General features: G+C 44.0%; 14 protein-coding genes. 10 read left to right on the top strand and 4 right to left on the bottom strand.

Annotation, left to right across the window (positions count from 1 at the left end; genetic code table 11):
* Positions 1-56 precede the first annotated feature (56 nt).
* Positions 57-1,256 (bottom strand): ROK family protein, encoded by a 1,200-nt coding sequence (locus ACN6KS_RS17035; RefSeq protein ID WP_440960116.1) that lies wholly within the window; start codon positions 1,254-1,256, stop codon positions 57-59.
* A gap of 186 nt (positions 1,257-1,442) precedes the next feature.
* Between ACN6KS_RS17035 and ACN6KS_RS17030 the strand changes: the two genes are divergently transcribed.
* From ACN6KS_RS17030 to ACN6KS_RS17010, 5 genes are all read left to right on the top strand, one after another.
* Positions 1,443-2,105 carry a chromate transporter gene (locus ACN6KS_RS17030; RefSeq protein WP_256989699.1) on the top strand — a complete coding sequence of 221 codons (663 nt, stop codon included), beginning with the start codon at positions 1,443-1,445 and terminating at the stop codon, positions 2,103-2,105.
* 11 nt (positions 2,106-2,116) lie between these two features.
* Entirely contained in the window at positions 2,117-2,650 is a 534-nt protein-coding gene (locus ACN6KS_RS17025; protein WP_440960115.1) for a chromate transporter, read from the top strand.
* A gap of 35 nt (positions 2,651-2,685) precedes the next feature.
* The gene (locus ACN6KS_RS17020; RefSeq protein WP_094875243.1) at positions 2,686-3,666 is read left to right on the top strand and encodes a formylglycine-generating enzyme family protein; all 981 of its coding nucleotides are present in this window, start codon (positions 2,686-2,688) and stop codon (positions 3,664-3,666) included.
* A 39-nt stretch (positions 3,667-3,705) separates the two neighbouring features.
* Positions 3,706-4,539 (top strand): helix-turn-helix domain-containing protein, encoded by an 834-nt coding sequence (locus ACN6KS_RS17015; RefSeq protein WP_440960114.1) that lies wholly within the window; start codon positions 3,706-3,708, stop codon positions 4,537-4,539.
* A gap of 106 nt (positions 4,540-4,645) precedes the next feature.
* Positions 4,646-6,043 (top strand): sulfatase, encoded by a 1,398-nt coding sequence (locus ACN6KS_RS17010; protein WP_440960113.1) that lies wholly within the window; start codon positions 4,646-4,648, stop codon positions 6,041-6,043.
* 71 nt (positions 6,044-6,114) lie between these two features.
* Here the strand turns inward: ACN6KS_RS17010 and ACN6KS_RS17005 are convergent, their stop codons facing one another.
* Positions 6,115-7,893: a cache domain-containing sensor histidine kinase gene (locus ACN6KS_RS17005; protein ID WP_440960112.1), complete on the bottom strand. Its 1,779-nt coding sequence runs from the start codon at positions 7,891-7,893 to the stop codon at positions 6,115-6,117.
* Positions 7,880-9,319, bottom strand: a complete 1,440-nt coding sequence (locus ACN6KS_RS17000; protein ID WP_440960111.1) for a response regulator transcription factor — start codon at positions 9,317-9,319, stop codon at positions 7,880-7,882. Before ACN6KS_RS17000 ends, ACN6KS_RS17005 begins: the two co-directional genes overlap by 14 nt.
* Positions 9,320-9,569: 250 nt before the next feature.
* Between ACN6KS_RS17000 and ACN6KS_RS16995 the strand changes: the two genes are divergently transcribed.
* The 5 genes from ACN6KS_RS16995 (at position 9,570) to ACN6KS_RS16975 (ending at position 16,686) form a co-directional block, all read left to right on the top strand.
* On the top strand, positions 9,570-10,538 hold the full coding sequence (locus ACN6KS_RS16995) for an ABC transporter permease (RefSeq protein ID WP_256990324.1): 969 nt from the start codon (positions 9,570-9,572) through the stop codon (positions 10,536-10,538).
* Positions 10,539-10,562: 24 nt separating this feature from the next.
* Entirely contained in the window at positions 10,563-11,462 is a 900-nt protein-coding gene (locus ACN6KS_RS16990) for a carbohydrate ABC transporter permease (RefSeq protein WP_094868840.1), read from the top strand.
* A gap of 57 nt (positions 11,463-11,519) precedes the next feature.
* On the top strand, positions 11,520-13,151 hold the full coding sequence (locus tag ACN6KS_RS16985) for an extracellular solute-binding protein (RefSeq protein WP_094868841.1): 1,632 nt from the start codon (positions 11,520-11,522) through the stop codon (positions 13,149-13,151).
* Positions 13,152-13,275: 124 nt separating this feature from the next.
* Positions 13,276-15,171 (top strand): family 20 glycosylhydrolase, encoded by a 1,896-nt coding sequence (locus ACN6KS_RS16980; protein ID WP_440960110.1) that lies wholly within the window; start codon positions 13,276-13,278, stop codon positions 15,169-15,171.
* A 15-nt stretch (positions 15,172-15,186) separates the two neighbouring features.
* Complete coding sequence (locus ACN6KS_RS16975; RefSeq protein ID WP_440960109.1) at positions 15,187-16,686, top strand: arylsulfatase; 1,500 nt, start codon at positions 15,187-15,189, stop codon at positions 16,684-16,686.
* Between the two features lie 81 nt (positions 16,687-16,767).
* Here ACN6KS_RS16975 and ACN6KS_RS16970 read toward each other — a convergent pair whose 3' ends face one another.
* Positions 16,768-18,222: a sulfatase-like hydrolase/transferase gene (locus ACN6KS_RS16970; protein ID WP_440960108.1), complete on the bottom strand. Its 1,455-nt coding sequence runs from the start codon at positions 18,220-18,222 to the stop codon at positions 16,768-16,770.
* Positions 18,223-18,258 lie beyond the last annotated feature (36 nt).

Here is an 18,258-nt window from a genome sequence, read left to right as displayed (position 1 = left end):
AAAAAAGGTTGTTCCAACAATCATGCAAATTGTTGTGAAACAACCTTTTTGATATGTTAAAGAATCATTTGGTTTCTCACCATAATAGCCGCACCAGTCACCACAGCTTCTTCTTTTAATGTACCCAGGGAGAAATGAGGTTGGTATTCAGGATAACGGTAAGTGTTTCGCTGTGCCACTTCAACCGCCGTTTGGAAAAACAATTCGTGAGAGTGGATGAGCGCACCACCTAGAATGATGGTTCCAGGATGAAACAGGTTAATAACGTTGGCGAGGCCAATACCGAAGTGAATGGCGGCTTGGGTAAATAATTCACGGGCGTGTGGATTACCCTCTCTAAAGGCTTGTACCAATACATCATAAGTCAGCTTCTCCGGCGATACTTTGTATCTTTGGAGGATCAGATCTTTGTCCATCTTTGCCTCTGAACGTGCACTTTGTTCGAGCGCCTGCACAGAAACGAATGCTTCTAAAGCTCCGTAATTCCCTTCATTATTTAATCGGGGTCCGTCTGTCTGGATGATCATTTGACCAATGGCATCTTCCATATCCATCGTGCCATGAACAATACTTCCATGCGACATCATCGCATAGCGGAGCCCTGCTCCAGCATGAACATAGAGCATATGTTGAATGTTAGCGTGACGGATGGACCATCGTTCTCCAAGGAGTGCGGAATTAGCACCGTTGTCGAGCAGAGCTTTGAAGCCCGTTCGTTCCTCCACCAATTTGCAAATAGGGAGATTGTTCCAGCCAGAAGAAGGGAAGTGTAGCGGTTTTAAGATAAAACCATTATCCCGGTCAAGCGGTCCCACGGCTCCAATTCCTATGCCAATAATTTGACTGTCCACTAACTGATGATCCCTGAGGAAAGCGCGTATTTGACTACTTACATGATCCATAAATCTTTCAGGTGTGAATGCCTGATCCATTCTCCAGTGAACAATTGATTTTGGGTTCATTTGCATATCAAATAAACCAAGGGAAGAATACAGCCTGGAAATCTCTAAACCGATGATGTAACCGTAGGAAGGATTGATCTGGTATAAAATAGGTCTTCTGCCTCCGCTAGATTCCCCGAATCCGCATTCTATCAGCAAGCCTTCTTCCGTCATTTCATCTAATATTCGGGTCATTGTGCTTTTGGTAAGTGAAAATGTTTGTAGAAGATCTAACTTGGAAACTGTGCCTTGTTCGGCGATTCGGTCGTATAGGAGTTTCTTTGGGGATGGAATGTGTGTCGAGCTCTTTTCCACGATATACCTCCAAGCTATATATAGGATGAACTAGTAAGATCGGTTTTAATAAAGTTTGTATTTATTAACATTAATATAGTATAACGCATAACCCAAAGATTGTATTTTACCGTTCAAAAAACTTAATTCCATTTTGGGAAAAAGTGATATAATGAAATTACGACAGAAAATATAAGGGTGGAGTCCATGAGAACAACTATGAAAACAAATGCGATGACGAATACAGACCTAAGGATAAGTCTATTGCTCCAGTTGTTTTGGGTATTTGTTCGAATCGGTCCTGTTACTTTCGGGGGAGGTTATGCGATGATCCCTATGATCGAACGGGAAATTTCCACTAAACGGAAATGGCTAGCTGAAGAGGAGATGGATGAAATTTTATCTTTAGCTGGCGCAGCACCAGGTGGGGTAGGAGTAAATGCGGCGGCATTCATTGGTTATCGACTTGCTGGTGTGAAGGGTGCGATTGCTGCAATCGCTGGGATTACGATTCCAACCTTTATCATTGTTTGTTTGCTTAGCGCCGTTTACTCACTTCTGGCCGACCAACCAAAAGTTATTGCCGCCATGAAGGGGATTCATGGTGCTGTTATTGCCTTGATCCTAGTAGCAGCATATCGAATGGCCAAGAACGCTATATTTGACAAGACTACGGCTGTTACGGCGCTAATTATACCGATTGTTTTATTAGTTTCCGGAATCAATCCCATTTACGTGATCGCAGCTGGATTGATTATCGGGTTTGTATATATGCCAATCAAACAGCTCTTTGGGCTCCAAGTTCGGACAGAGAAGGATTCCTTGAATGATTCAGATGAAGAGTCGAATTATCCGGAGTATTACATCTAGGGGGAAGCGATGTGATTTGGCATTTATTTTTTATCTTTATAAAAATTGGACTGCTCTCCTTTGGGGGAGGGTACGCCATCATTCCGATGATTCAGCATGAAGCTATGGCTGGTGGTTGGTTATCTGAAAGGGAATTTCAAGAGGTAGTTTCCATCGCAGGGATGTCACCGGGCCCTGTTGCAACTAACAGTGCAACCTTGATTGGATATCGTGTAGCTGGAATTGAAGGAGCGATTGTGTCCACATTAGGCATGGTTCTGCCTTCATTAATCATCATCATTTTTATTTCCATCTTTTTTTATCGGGTGAGGGACAGTCAATGGATTAAAACGTTATTTTATGGGTTGCGACCAGTGATTACGGGTTTGATTGCCTATGCTGCGATTCGGTTTGGTTTAAATAGCGTGGAACACGCCTTCGTTACTTGGCAAACCATTGGCACGTTGATCATTGTATTCGTTGCACTTTATGGTTTAATGAAATATAAGCTGCATCCGCTCACCATTATTGTTGCCTCTGGCATTCTTGGTGTAGCCTTTTTTTAGACAGAGCCGGGACGATCCCAGATTGGAGGTAATACATGTCAGAGAATATACGGGCTTGCTGCTCAGCTAGTCGAAATCAAGTTGAGAAACAAGGTTCCATCGATGATGTTTGTAAGGAGAACACAACTATCCAAAGACCAGAAGGGGATACAGATTTCTCGGACATGATCCTTATTCCTGGAGGTACTTTTCTTATGGGGACGGATGACAAAGAGGGGTTCCCCGAAGACGGAGAAGGGCCCGCTAGGAATGTTACCTTATCTACCTTTTTGATTGATGCAACGGCAGTTACGAATAAGCAGTTTGCTGCTTTTATCAAGGAAACAAACTACGTTACAGATGCGGAGCGTTTCGGCTGGTCTTATGTGTTTCATTCTTTTGTTTCCATGGAGACAGGGAAAAAGGTGACCCAAGTAGCTACTCAAACCCCCTGGTGGTGGGTGGTAGAGGGAGCGAATTGGTGTCATCCGGAAGGTCCGGATTCCCATGTAGATGAACGCCATGATCATCCGGTGATCCACATATCATGGGCTGATGCTGATGCTTATTGTCACTGGGCTGGCAAACGTCTGCCGACGGAAGCGGAGTGGGAGTATGCTGCACGAGGAGGACTAGTTCAGAAACGATATCCTTGGGGGGACGAATTAAAACCGGGCGGAGAACATCGTTGCAATATTTGGCAAGGAAAGTTCCCTGATAAAAATCATGCCAGTGACGGTTATGCAGGTACGGCACCAGTAAAATCCTATCTACCTAACGGATATGGTCTTTATAATATGTCAGGGAACGTGTGGGAATGGTGCGAGGATTGGTTTACTAAGGCCTATCATTTAACTTCCGAATCCGAGAATCCGAGAGGCCCTGTAAGTGGTGTAGCAAGGTCGATGCGCGGAGGATCGTATTTGTGCCATAAATCTTATTGTAACCGTTATCGGGTGGCGGCCAGGAGCAAAAATACACCAGACAGCTCTGCAGGAAATATTGGCTTTCGATGTGCGGCTGATTATACCGGTTGAGAATACATAAAGACTACTACATTAGAAGGAGGAACTTCTTTGTCCTCTATCATTCATAGTCAGTTTGATATCACCGTGCTGGACGTCATAAAAATTCAATATCAGAAGCGGGTTATATTCGATTACGTCCAGTCTTGTTATACCGTCTCCTATATCCAAAAAGGTGAGGTATTGACGACATCCTCCGAGGGAGAATATGTTGCTTCTGCCGGAGACGTGATGATCCACCGTCCTAACGAGCCTTTTAATGTGATTTCCAAAACGGATGGTGTACATTATCTGTTTAATATTAACGCTAAAGTTAAAGACGGAAATGATTTTTTTAAGTTATTCCCGCTAGGCAAGGTGATTCGGGTCCGGGATCGAAGCGAATATGAGCGAAGGTTTGACGAGATGCGGAGCCTGTGGTTGCAGGAGGAGGATGATTTCAGAAATGTTCAGGTCGGTTCATTGGCATTTTTTCTCCTTTATGAAATTATGGAGAGCACCAAGCTTGGCGGGCGCCGCTCATCTCGAGACCCCTATGTCACCGACCGCTTTAACGAGGCGTTGCAGTATATGGAGGAGAGACTTGATCAGGAGATTAGTAGAGAGGAGCTTTCCAAGCTCTATCATATGAATCCTGTTTATTTTAGCCGGTCGTTTCAGAAAATATATAAATTGACACCTATGCAAATGCTACGAAAATTGCGGCTGCAGCAAGCTAAACAAATGTTGGAGTATACGGATTATACCATCGAGCATATCTCCCAGAGATGTGGTTATTATGATGCTTCGCATTTCAGTAAGGTATTTCGTGGCGAATACGGCAAGGGTCCGGCAGAGTACCGAAAAAGTATCGAATATACAAAAACAAACATCGTTACTCCATAGCGGAGCTTACCATATTCATATACTCTATAAGCATGAGCAGATCATTCTGAACTGCCCGAATCGATGCGAAACCATTTCGATGAAAAGGAAAGGCAGGGTATAACTCATGAGAATCTTGTATTTGGATTTGGATTCGCTTCGCCCGGACCATCTGGGATGTTATGGCTATCAGCGGAATACCTCCCCGAATATCGATTCAATCGCTAAAGAAGGTGTCACCTTTACCAACTATTATTGTTCAGATGCGCCGTGTCTACCGTCCCGTTCTGCTTTAATGTCGGGACGATTTGGCATTCATAATGGGATTGTAGGACATGGCGGGACCGCTGCTGATATGCGTAGAGAAGGGGCGAAGCGCGAATTTAATGACCGGCTGGGAATGGAAAGTCTTCCAGCTATATTAAGGCAAGCGGCCATGAAAACCGCGTCGATCAGCACCTTCGCCGAACGACATTCAGCCTGGACCTTTAATGCCGGTTTTCAAGAAGTGTTCAATGTTGGCGGAAGGGGACATGAGACGGCAGAACAGGTGCTCCCAGTGGCACTTAAATGGCTTGAGGATAATGGGGAGTCCGAGCATTGGTTTCTGCACCTGAATTTCTGGGATCCCCATACACCTTATCGTACACCCAGGAGCTATGGTAATCCGTTCGAGAAGGACCCTTTACCCGAGTGGATCACTGAAGAGGTGTTTGGGCTTCACCGAAAGAAGAAGGGACAGCACAGTATCGAGGATATGAATGCGCTTGCTAAATCACATTACCAACAGCATTTCAGGCACAATCAGGAGATAAAGAACCATGACGACCTGCGTGTTATCTTTGACAACTATGATGCTGGAGTTAAATATCTGGACGAACATCTCGGGCAAGTCTTTTCCAAGCTGAGAGAACTTGGCGTGATGGAAGATACAGCTATTTTGATCTCAGCGGATCACGGAGAGAGCCTGGGCGAGCTAGGGATTTACTCCGAGCACGGCACAGCAGACGAGGCGACTTGCCGCATTCCGATGATTATCCGCTGGCCAGGGGGCAAGAAGGGAATCGTGGAGGATGGACTACATTATCACCTTGATCTCGGACCGACATTAGCAAGCCTTTTGAATTTGAAAGGGGCACCTTCTTGGGATGGTGAAAGTTATGCTGATACCATTCTGGAGGGACTTTCAGGAGGGCGTGAGTATCTCGTAATCTCACAATGCGCGCATGTGTGTCAACGCAGCATCCGGTTTGAGGATTGGTTATATATACGCACCTATCATGACGGACACCATGGATTTCCGAAAGAAATGTTGTTTGATTTGAAGCATGATCCTTATGAACAACATAATCTCGCCGAAGTGAGTAAAGACATTTGTATGAAGGCTGTCTATCTGTTGAATGAATGGCATGACAACATGATGAGCTCCATGGACTGTGATATCGATCCATTATGGACGGTACTTATGGAAGGTGGACCCTATCATGCGAAAGGATATGTGAGCTCATCCTCACAGGATGCTTAGCGCTGTCCCTTTGAATGAGGAAAGAAAGACAAATGGAAAGGAGGCTGCCCCTGAATGGGCAACCTCCTTTTTTACACTCTGGCTTCTTGCTGATCAATTAAAGCCCCGGGAAGCCTCAAAACGGTCTTCGTCCCGCTACCTTCCTTACTGTACAGCAGAACGCCGCAAGGATCACCGTACTTAAGATTTAGACGGTTATTGACGTTTAGGAGCCCGATATGATCGCCGGACTCTATGTTCTTACCAGCAAGCAGCTCGGTTAGCTGTTCCAGTCTCGCACCAACGATGCCAACACCATTATCTTCTACAGCGATTTCAAGCAGTCCCGCTTCGCTTTTCTCTACTGTGATCAGCAAGACTCCCTGACCTTGAGCCTCAAGCCCATGACCAAGTGCATTTTCGACAATAGGTTGAAGGATCATTTTAGGTACGGGAATGTGTAACCATTCAGGTGGACAGAACAGTTTGTAACTGAATTTGTCAGGGAAACGGCCTTGGTAAATTCTCACACAAGATTCTGCGATTTTCAGCTCTTCCCCAAGAGTGACCTCCTCTTTGCCTTTGATGCTATACTTGAGCATTGTGCTTAAGGCGGTAGTCATTTCGTAAATATCCCGATTTCCTTTTACGATCGCAACGCCTTTGATTGTATCTAAAGTATTGCTTAAGAAATGGGGATTAATTTGACTTTGCAAATACGAGTATTCGGCACGTTGTTTTTCCAGATCTGTCTGGTAAAGCTGGGTGTTTGCATCGATTAATTGGTCCGTCAAATCGTGAATCCGCGTTGTCATATCGTTGAACTGCCGAGAGATGATTTCAATTTCAGCATAGCCTTTTAAATCGACCTTGTTGTTCAATATTCCTAGACTTCCGCCTTTTAATTGATTCATATAGCGCATAAGCCTAGACAATGGTCTTAAGAGATTCATCATGAGCACAGAGTAGGGAATAGAGACGACCAACAAGATTAATGCTAGAAGAGCATAGCTGACCTTCTTTAATTTCTCCAGTTCTTTCATTAAATTATGGACAGGAACAGCGGTTATGATTTTTCCAGAGATCTCCGGTAAGATAAAGGACTGAATAGCATATTTCTTTCCGTTAACTGTTTCAACGATTGACTCTCCATCCCTTCCAGTTGCCCGAGTTTGAAACTGCTGGAGCATGTCCTCCGGTTCATCACTATTTGAGTAGATCAGCCCTTTATCATCCATCATAAAAAAGCTGGTTCCGACCAATCGAGGGTACTCTGAAATTTCAGTTTGAATAGCCTTCATATCCACAATAACTGCGATGTAGCCGATTTTTTCGCCATATAGGGACGTGTCACCAGAAGCAAAGATGTTCATCCCGAACAGTAATTTTCTCTTGTCGATGATCTTGTCTGGAGGACTGTATCCGCGATAATGAACGATTCCATCATCCCCAGCCGTCTTCATAAGATCGACAGCATATTTTGTTCTTCCCGCTAATGAAATACGTGTGTTAGAGCTACCGATAACAATAATATCTAAGATGTCTGTATTCATATTTCGCGCGATACTCAATAGCCCCTCTACCTTTTGGGATAGGTCGTAGCCTCGAAGCTTATCATTCTCGACTAGGAACTTTTGGACGGTCGAATCGTACCCTACATTCATCATCATGGAAGAAACGTTGGCATAGTTGTTAGAAATCCGTTGCTTGAGAAGGGAGACAAGCTCTGTATTGTATTGCGTATTTTGATTAATGATGGTCTCGCTTGATAGTTGGTATACCCTAGAGACGATGATTGGGATAATAGCAACAATAAACAACCCGAATAGCAAAACCTGAGTACGGATGGATAGTCTCTTAAATGTCTTCATTGTTTTGTTCCCTATATTGCGTTGGTGTCATCTTGAGATGCCGCTTAAAAATTCGCGTGAAATAGAAATAATCCTGAAAACCGCATTTCTCGCCGATTTGGTAAATGGAAAGGTTCGTCTCGACCAGTATTTTACAAGCGTATTCAATCCTTAAACGACTGATATGTTCGATGATGGTCTCGCCGACTTCTTTCTTGAATAATTGGCATAAGTAATTTGGACTTAAGAAAAACTGATTCGCTAAATGTTGAATCGAGATTTCTTGATTAAAATGGTTTTGGATGTACAACATGATCTCTTTGACTTTGTTGTTTGAAATTCGTGAAATATCAGTTTCGTTTCTGTTCATAAAAATATCTAGCGTCATAAGAATCAAATCATCGATCATAGCTTCAGCCGTACCGTATCTATAATAGAGCTGTTCATATCCTTCAAAAAAACGGCCGTTAACCCGAGTCCCTTCCCGAGGAAATAAGTACAGGATCGATGTGTAGAGCAAATAGGCTTCTTTAATGGTGAACGTTCCCTCTTTGAATAATTTCTTTAACGATTCCATGGCTGCTATAAAACCGAGCCGGTCTTTATTATGAAGAATCCGGGAAATCTCTTTGAGCTTCTCATCGATCGGTATTTCCTGTTGCTGAATCAACCGATAACATCCTGGCATTCCCGTTGCGAACATGCTGAATGCAGCATGAGAGGCGGATTCTAAAGCCGCATCCAGTTGGTGTATATCCGAAATAGGAGAACCAATTCCAACCCCGCACTCTTGTAAAACCTCTGTATATTCAAGACCCCGAAGGAAGACTTCGTATTGGCACTCTTCCAATAAGTAACCATACCGACGGCGGCTCATCGGGAAGACCAGGGGAGAGAACTGGCCGACATCTATAGGTGAACTTAACCCCTGGATAACAATGGGGATATGTGGCGTATCCTTTGACAAAGGAATTCTCTTCTCATCCAACCATAAGCTAATTCGTTCGAGATCTCCGGAACAAACCGCTTCATATAGTTCGAAGTCGTGGACAGGCCTTTCTTTAACTACCTTCGATTCGTGCTGCTGGGCTATTCGGTTGAGCATTCCTTCAATTTCTTCGATTTCAAAAGGTTTCAGGCAATATCCGAACGTACCATAATTCATCGCTTTTTGTGCATAAGCAAACTCTGCATGTCCACTAAGTACGATAAAGATTGTATCAGGAGCGATAGCTTTGCCACGTTGAATGAGCTCAAGTCCATTCATTACAGGCATTTTAATATCTGTTAGAACAAGGGTGGGGCGAAGCGATTGAATTAATTGCAGGGCTTCTTGCCCGTTTTCGGCATCGTCGATGACTTCAAAGCCGTATTTCTTCCAATTCACTCCTGCTTTAATTCCCTCTACAATCCACTTCTCATCATCTGCAATAATCACTGAACGCATAAGTGAATCCCCCTTTCTATATGGAGCTCTTAGATTAATCCTAGCGATTGTGGATCAAGGGGGGTATGGACTATCTTACGCTCACTATGTCCGATATTACGTGTCACAGGAAGGTCACGCACTAAGGTGTGAAAAATCCACATGACCGGAGGTGTATCCTCTATACAAGATAATTTACACTCCCGATATAATTTACCATATAAACCGCTTACAAGCATAAACAATCTCATACAGAAAGGTGGGGAGAAGATTGGCTGATTCTGTAACCGCTCGTACGCCTAAGCGAAGCTTAAAGACTAATGCTCCTAAGCAAAGCTTAGGAAAAACGATTTTACATTACAAGTATTTTTACCTCATGGTTCTACCGGTGTTAATCTGGTACGCCCTCTTCAGCTATGCTCCCATGTACGGTGTAACGTTAGCATTTAAATCATTTGATTACAGTAAGGGGATCCTGGGTAGTCCCTGGATAGGCTTAGAAAATTTTCAAACGCTGTTGACCGATCCCGATTTTCGAAGGGCATTTTGGAATACGGTCATTATCAGCTTGATGAAGTTGATCACTCATTTCCCGATGCCCATTATCCTGGCGATTGTTTTATATGAGTTTTCCAGGACAAAAATGAAGCGGTTTTTTCAGACGATCCTGACGTTCCCGCATTTTATATCATGGGTTGTACTGTCGGGGATTATCATCAATATTTTAAGCAAGGACGGGATTTATAACCAGATCATCATGTTGTTTGGCGGGGATCCAAATTCTCCGCTTGTAGATGAAAGTGCATTTAGACCCGTTCTTTATATCACACATGTGTGGCGAGAGATCGGCTGGGATTCAATCATTTACTTAGCGGCGCTTGCAGGAATCAATCCTGAGCTGTTTGAAGCGGCGGAAGTGGACGGAGCGAACCGGTTTCGCCGTTTGCTAAACATCGCATGGCCGGGACTGAAGAGTACAGTCGCAGTCCTGCTAATCCTTCAAGTTGGACAACTACTAACCCAAGGTTCGAGCTTCGAGCAAATATTCAATCTGTATAGTTCACCGGTATATTCGGTTGCCGACACGATCGATACATACATTTATCGGACTTCATTCACGATAGGGGGCGACTTTGGATATATGACTGCCGTGGGTGTCGTCAAGTCCATTATCAGCCTGATTCTTTTATGGGCGGCCAATTCGTTCGCTAAGAAAATGGGTGAGGAAGGACTGTATTAATTTGCAGGAAAAGGGGAGAAGGAAGTGAGCGACACAACGGTTAAAAAGGGGAAAAAATGGAGTGTCTTCGATATCGTCGCATTCGTAGTTCTGGGGCTTCTAGCACTAGTAACATTTTTTCCCTTCTATAATGTTCTTATTATCTCTGTTGCAAAGTTCGAAGCGATTAGTAAAAGTGACTTTTATATTTTTCCGCTTTCGTTTGACCTGTCTGCATACAAGCTGTTGCTTCAGGATATGAAGTTTTGGACTTCAATTTTAAATTCTGTCATTGTAACGGCGCTTGGCGTGTTGTTCAGCATGACGATCTCTGTAGCTGGAGCATACGCATTATCCAAGCGGGGCATGCCGGGAAGAAACATAATGCTTAGTTTGATCTTGTTCACTATGTTTTTCAATGGGGGTTTAATTCCCTTTTATCTAGTCGTTAAAGATCTAGGATTCGTAAACAATATATTCGTCATGATCATACCCGCCGGTCTCAATACGTTTTACCTGATCATTATGAAAAACTATTTCAATACGATTCCAGAAAGTTTGGAAGAGTCAGCTAAGCTGGATGGGGCAAATGATTTGTACATCCTTTACAAAATCATTATTCCAATCTCTGCCCCATTCATGGCGACCTTTGCTTTGTTCTATGCCGTGGAAAGATGGAATGAATGGTGGTACGCGTTGATCTTTATCAGTGATGCTGCAAAAGCACCGCTTCAGATTTATCTACGGGAGACACTCATTACTTCGAATTCCTTGCTAAGTCAAATGGCACAGACGATGGCCGAGCAGGAGCAGACGGGGAAGGTATACACACCTGCACTTCAAATGGCAGCAATTGTAGTTTCGAGTATTCCGATTATTGTTGTTTATCCGTTCCTGCAGAAGCATTTTAATAAAGGGATTATGGTAGGTTCGATAAAAGGATAAGAAAGATTTTAAATAGATTGATTCTATCCTAAAATAGTATAAAGGGAGGTTTCAAGCATGCTTAGAAAGAAAATGATGACACTGGCATTATGCATAACTTTATTGGCTTTGGTGCTCACAGCTTGCGGTGGAGGCAATAACGACAAAGGGCAGGCGGCATCAAATGGTGAAGGATCTCCAGATTCTTCTAATTCCACGGACACCCCTTACAAGGATCCAATGACCATTTCTCTTGGTTTCTGGGACGCGGATGCTGAAATTGCTAACATCGAAAAAGACCCAATCGCCAAACAAGTGTTGGAAAAGTTCAACATTACATTAAAACCTGTCAATATGACCTGGGATGACTATACCCAGAAGATTCAAATGTGGGCTGCTTCCGGTCAATTGCCTGATATTTTCGCGATCGACGCTGTGGGGACGCAATATCAGCGTAAATGGGTTGAACAAGGTGTTGTCAAAGCACTTCCGGAGCTTTCTAAGTACCCTAACCTTGCAAAATACTTCGAATCGCCGGACATTAAAGGTTTAGGTGTAGACGGAAAGTATTATACCGTTCCTCGCCGGATGTTCCCGAGTGTCGATTGGAGCGCACTGGATCGTATGGTTTTCTATCGATGGGATCTTGCTCAAAAAGCTGGTATCACAAAAGAACCTGAGACCTGGGAAGAGTTTGAAGCTATGCTTGATGCAATCGTGAAGTCGGATCCGGAAGGTAAGCATATTACCGGTCTTACGACGACAACTACCAAGATGCTGGGCGGATTCTTCTGGTTGTACGGTAACCCGGTTGCCACGAGTGATGGAAGCGGCAGTGACTTTAAATGGATCAAAGAGGATGGTAAGTTTATACCCGCTGTATTTTCGAAAAATGCGCTTCCCGCCTTGCAGAACATGAAGAATATGTACGAAAAAGGTTTGATCGATCCAGACATTGCGCTTGTTAAGCCGGCAGAGTCTTATGACAATTTCGTAGCAGGCAAAGCAGCTGCTCTTCTTAGCGGTGGCGGTTTTATAAATTTAAATAGCGATATGTATGAAAAACGCTGGAAAACAGCTTATCCGGATAAGGATATCATGGAGAGCATAAAGGCACTCAAGCCACTTATTGGACCTGATGGTGAACGCTCACATGCTATTTTTAAAACGTACTGGTCGGAAAGTTATTTCAGCAATAAAGTTGACGATAAAAAGATGGATCGCATCATGGCACTCTATGATTATGTGTTGTCTCCTGAAGGCAAGGACCTGTTGACTTATGGCATTGAAGGTGTCGATTACAAGATCGAAAATGGGCAGAAGGTTGTCATTGAAAAGGGTTCATTAAATGAGAAGTATCCAGCTAGCAGATTTCTAAAGAATTTGGTGGCTTATGAAACTTCAGATAGCTATAACATGGATAACCCGACGATCGCTAATGAAGGGATCCGCAAAGAAGCTGTCGATTATATCGATTGGATTCAGAATAATACGAAGGTTCCGGAATACGACATCCGGTTAACGTATATGTCCACCCCAACAAAGGATAAATTTACTGTGCTTGACCATGATGATCTGCTGAAGATTATGCTTTCCAAAGAACCCGTTGAAAGTTACTGGAATAACATTTTGAACGATTATAAGGCTAAAGGTCTTGATAAAATGATAGAAGAAGTAAATGCGAAGGCCAAAGAACAAGGTATTGAATAATTGATGGATAGAGAAGATCCGGGCTGAAACAGCCCGGATCTTCCGTTTAATGATTTGAAGAAGAATCAAGAATGTGCGGCGCTACTGATCGCATACTTATTATAAGATTAGGAGGGGAAAGTCTATGATTCATAGCATTCACTTGACAGGGTTAACCGAGAAACAGTTAGCAGCTGTTTCAGAAGTAGCGGGAATATTGAGTATTCGTATAGAACGGTCAGGGATTCCAGTGAATTGTAAGAAACAAGGAAAGGGCATTCGAATATCTTACGATGAGGTTCAGGTCACTATTACGTATGAACAGGAACATCAATTGATCAGGGCGCTCAGCCGATTTCTAGAGAATATACGTCGTGGTGAGAGAGTTGAAATTAATGAAATGCCGGTTTATGAACAGCTAGGATTCATGGTAGACTGCTCGCGAAATGCTGTTCTTAACCATGAAGGATATAAGGAATTGATTCGGCGATTAGCGCTTATGGGATATTCAACGGTTCAACTGTATACGGAAGACACCTACGAACTTGAGGGGTATCCTTATTTCGGTTATTTAAGAGGTCGATATACAGGGGAGCAAATTCGGGAGATGGACCAGTATGCCGCGCTATTTGGTATAGAATTGGTTCCTTGTATCCAGACGCTGGCTCATCTGGGCCAAGCATTGAAATGGCAAGCACATGCACCGCTAGTGGATTTCCAAGACATTCTCCTCATTGATGATCCGAGAACTTACGAGTTAATTGATCGAATGTTCGCTTTCATGGCAACTCATCTAAGCAGTCGCCGCATAAACATTGGGATGGACGAAGCGCATATGATGGGACTTGGTAAATATCTAGACAAGCATGGATACCAAGATCGATCCTCCTTGATGTTAAAACACTTTAGCACTGTTATGGAAATCGCCAGGAAATATGGTTTCCGTACGATGATGTGGAGCGACATGTTTTTCCGTCTGGCCAGTTCTGGAGAATATTACGATGCTGAAAGTCCAATCAGCCCCGATATTGTTAAGCTGATCCCTGAAGAAGTTACTTTGATCTATTGGGATTACTATTCGGAAACGCAGGAGAAATACGACGGAATGTTACGCAAACATAAGCAGCTGAATGATCATATCGGATTTGCAGGTGGGGCTTGGAAATGGATGGGCTTCGCTCCAAACAATGAATTCAGCCGCAAAGTCAGTCTGCTGGCTCATGATAGCTGTGTTAAGCATGGAATTCAAGAAGTGCTGATTACCGCATGGGGAGATAACGGTGCTGAAGCTTCCGTCTTCTCGGTTCTTCCTACCCTTCAACTTTGGGCGGAGCTGTGCTACACGGGATGTTTCGTGGAGAATCATGTCAAAGAAAGATTCAGTAGCTGCGTGCAAGGCAATTATGATGACTTTATGGCACTCGATGCAGCCAACCTGGTTCCAGGAAATTCGGCATCTGGGGGATGTTCTATCAATCCGGCTAAATACTTGCTTTATCAAGATATTTTGTGTGGTTTGTTCGATCGACATGTTATTCCTACCGTGTATTCGAAGCATTATCAGCAAAGTGCGAAAAAGCTCGAACAGGCGATCACTCGCAATTTGCCTTGGCAATCCTTATTCTCTGTACAAGCCAGCTTATGTCGCTTGCTTGAAATAAAGAGCGAAATAGGGATTTCCATACGTGATGCTTATCATCGAGGAAATGTTGAGGGATTGGCTCATTTTTCCAAGGTGACTTTGCCAAAATTATCAGATTTAGCCAGTCGATTTATGGATGATTATCGGGTGCAATGGGAGCTGGAAAATAAGGTGTTTGGTCTTGATGTTTTTGATCTTCGTATGGGAGGAATGCTTCAGAGGATTAGGACGGCTATTCATCGAATCAATAGTTATGCCGAAGGGAAAGTGGAACAGATAGCTGAATTAGAAGAAGAGCTACTGACGTTCGACGGTCTCGTTGACGATGACGGCCCAAGAGCGATAAGTGCGAATTTGTGGCACATGATCGCAACACCGTCCGTCATCGCAGGGGTATAAGAAGGGAGTGAGGTTATGACTGACACTAATCTGGAACATCAAAATGGCTCAAAACGGCCAAACCTTTTGCTTATCACAGTGGATCAGATGCGTTTTGATTGCCTGAGCATCATGGGACATCCCGTCGTTGAGACACCCAACCTGGATTCTCTTGCTTCAAGAGGGATATTATTTGAACACGCTTACTCAGCTACCCCGAGTTGTATTCCCGCGAGGGCTGCCATCATGACAGGAATGGGCCAAAGATCACATGGGCGGGTGGGGTATCAGGATAAGGTTGAATGGAATTACGCCCACACGATTGCCGGAGAGCTTGCACAAGCTGGTTATCATACGCAGTGTGTTGGCAAGATGCATGTGTATCCTGCACGTAATTTATGTGGATTCCATAATGTAGTGCTTCATGATGGATATCTTCATTACAATCGGGACAAGAGCCAAGTTATATATGATGAACACTATGATCAAGTGGATGATTATTTACAATGGCTGCGAAGACAAACCAATGCCAATTCGGATATCACTGACTTAGGCCTTGATTGTAACGCCTCAACGGTTGCCCGCCCCTGGCACTTGCCGGAAGCGATGCATCCCACGAATTGGTGCGTAACCGAGTCGCTAGACTTTTTGCGAAGAAGAGATCCTGGGAAACCATTTTTCCTATGGTCTTCCTTCGTTCGCCCGCATTCCCCATTGGATCCGCCACAATGTTATCTAGATATATATAAGGACTTGGAATTTCCCGATCCTCCAGTTGGAGACTGGGTGGATGAGAGTGCCGCCTTCAACGGAGCTAAGGATCCAACCTCTTCGTTCACTCATTTGCCAAAGCGCAGATTGGATCGTGCCCGGGCCGCATATTATGCACTTATAACGCATCTTGACGACCAAATTGGGAGGTTAATCAATGGGCTGCAGGAATATGGAGTTTTAAATGAAACTTTGATTCTATTTACTTCTGATCATGGTGAGATGATGGGGGATCACCATTATTTCCGCAAGTCTCTTCCATATGAAGGGAGTGCTAAGATTCCTTTCTTAGTGTATGACCCGGGAGAAACGCTTGGACTTCTTCCAGGTACCCGGCTCGATTCTATTGTAGAACTTCGCGATATTATGCCAACGTTTCTTGAAGCTGCTGGCATCCAAATACCAGTTACAGTAGAAGGGCAAAGTGTGTTGCCACTGTGTAAGGGGGATCAGACAGTGTGGCGGTCTTATATTCATGGGGAGCAGGCCTATGGAGAAAAGTCGCACCACTTTTTAACGGATGGAAGAGAGAAATTCATTTGGTATTCTCAGACAGGCGAAGAGCAATACTTTAACCTAGTGACCGACCCCTTTGAGAAGGTTAATGCGATCGGATGTACCGATAATTTCGAGCGTATACATGAATGGAGAGATCGTCTTATTCACGAGCTGGAGGGACGAGAGGAAGGGTTTGTAAACAACGGAGAATTGATTGCCGGACGTCCAATTTCTCATATTCTAAAGGCATCTGAATTGGGAAAATGATCTAAACGAAGGGCAATCTGAACATTCAGGTTGTCCTTCGTCTGTTATGGAAATATTAAGGGGTTTAATAGGTGTTTTGATTTACCAGCTACTCCGGCGTTCTGGCAAAGGGTCCTGATCTTGAATCATTCGATGGACGAGCATTTCTACCATCGAATGACGAATTTTACTATAATCGGGATCTTCAAAACGATTGTGGTTTTCATGAGGATCCTCTTTTAGATCATATAATTCACCGTAGGTCTCTCCTGCAAAGATAACTAGCTTATAACGTGTAGTGCGCAAACACTTAGCGTTTATGCCGCGATCATGAGCAATATAAGCGGTTAGGGCAGAATTACGTACATGGGACTCCCTGCCAGCTAGCACTTCCATCTGTGACACGCCTTGAATTCCGTAGGGGAATTTGAGACCTGCGGCTTCAAGCAGGGTAGGGACAATATCAACATGTTCCATCAAAGCAGACACCCGTTGCCCGGAAGCAATCCCAGGACCGCGTACGATCATCGGGATTCGTGTTAACCCTTCATAAAACCACGGCCCCTTGTAAATTAGTCCATGGTCACCGAGCAGTTCTCCATGATCGCTGGTAAAGAGGATGACAACATCATCGTACATTTCTTTTTGACGCCAAGCTTTTATAATACGTCCGATCTGCTCATCAATGAAGGTAATCATCGCATAATAATTTCGAGTGAGCCGTTTCATATGCGCTTCATCAAGAGAATGCTCTTCACCGCCACCAGGCCAATATCCTCCCTGACTCTGACGCAGCAAATGTGGAGGACGAAGAAGCACGTCGTCAGCTTCTCTGGTTGGAGACGGAATGTCAATGTCCGTGTACATATCCGTATAAACTTTTGGAGGGTCAAAGGGATGATGCGGATCAACGAAACTGGACCATAAGAATAACGGTTGCTCGGTTTTGTGGGCGAGGATAGCATCGATACTCCGTTCAGCAATCCAGTAAGTCTGATGCAGCTCCGGTGGAATTTCGCTCTCCCACACATCGTGTTGAGCATCGGAGGCTCTGAAACGGTCTTTACTGAATCGTTCTGCTACTTCCGGGTTGCGTTCCCTAAGCCACTCCATATATTCCCCGATACAATTGTCTTCAGTAATATGATGCTCATCAAATCCGTAGTACGTTCCATCGGAAGCTCTTCCGCGATCTCGATAAGCAGGATCTTCATATTTTTGTGAAAAGTCCTCCTTCATTTGTGGACGGAAGTGCATCTTTCCTATACCGATGGTTTTATAATCCGCTTTCTTTAAATGATCGCACAAGGTAAGTTCGTCTTCTTTTAGTGTGGTACCGATGTTCCAAGCACCATGGACATGAGGGTACCTTCCAGTAAAAATGGAGGAACGTGAGGGCGTACAAACGGGACTAGCGCAGTAAGCTCCAGTGAAGAGTGTGCCTTCCGAAGTAAGCTTGTCAAGCTCAGGTGTCAGTACGGAAGCATTTTCGATACCTAGTGCGTCCGCACGCATTTGATCTGTGGTAATTAACCAAATATGAGTTCTTTTTGACATCCGTAACCACCCCCCTATGGATATAGTGTATAGCAT

The sequence above is a fragment of the Paenibacillus nitricinens genome (assembly GCF_052056485.1).
Classification (GTDB): Bacteria; Bacillota; Bacilli; order Paenibacillales; family Paenibacillaceae; genus Paenibacillus_AQ; species Paenibacillus_AQ nitricinens.
The sequence above is the reverse complement of the archived record's forward strand: the minus strand, read 5'-3'. Positions and strand labels throughout refer to the sequence as shown.

What these genes read in the sequence shown, in the direction of transcription:
- ACN6KS_RS17030 (WP_256989699.1), top strand. Translation starts at nt 1,443, where the DNA reads ATGAGAACAACTATGAAAACAAATGCGATGACGAATACAGACCTAAGG.
- ACN6KS_RS17020 (WP_094875243.1), top strand. Translation starts at nt 2,686, where the DNA reads ATGTCAGAGAATATACGGGCTTGCTGCTCAGCTAGTCGAAATCAAGTT.
- ACN6KS_RS17010 (WP_440960113.1), top strand. Translation starts at nt 4,646, where the DNA reads ATGAGAATCTTGTATTTGGATTTGGATTCGCTTCGCCCGGACCATCTG.
- ACN6KS_RS17005 (WP_440960112.1), bottom strand. Translation starts at nt 7,893, where the DNA reads ATGAAGACATTTAAGAGACTATCCATCCGTACTCAGGTTTTGCTATTC.
- ACN6KS_RS17000 (WP_440960111.1), bottom strand. Translation starts at nt 9,319, where the DNA reads ATGCGTTCAGTGATTATTGCAGATGATGAGAAGTGGATTGTAGAGGGA.
- ACN6KS_RS16985 (WP_094868841.1), top strand. Translation starts at nt 11,520, where the DNA reads ATGCTTAGAAAGAAAATGATGACACTGGCATTATGCATAACTTTATTG.
- ACN6KS_RS16980 (WP_440960110.1), top strand. Translation starts at nt 13,276, where the DNA reads ATGATTCATAGCATTCACTTGACAGGGTTAACCGAGAAACAGTTAGCA.
- ACN6KS_RS16975 (WP_440960109.1), top strand. Translation starts at nt 15,187, where the DNA reads ATGACTGACACTAATCTGGAACATCAAAATGGCTCAAAACGGCCAAAC.
- ACN6KS_RS16970 (WP_440960108.1), bottom strand. Translation starts at nt 18,222, where the DNA reads ATGTCAAAAAGAACTCATATTTGGTTAATTACCACAGATCAAATGCGT.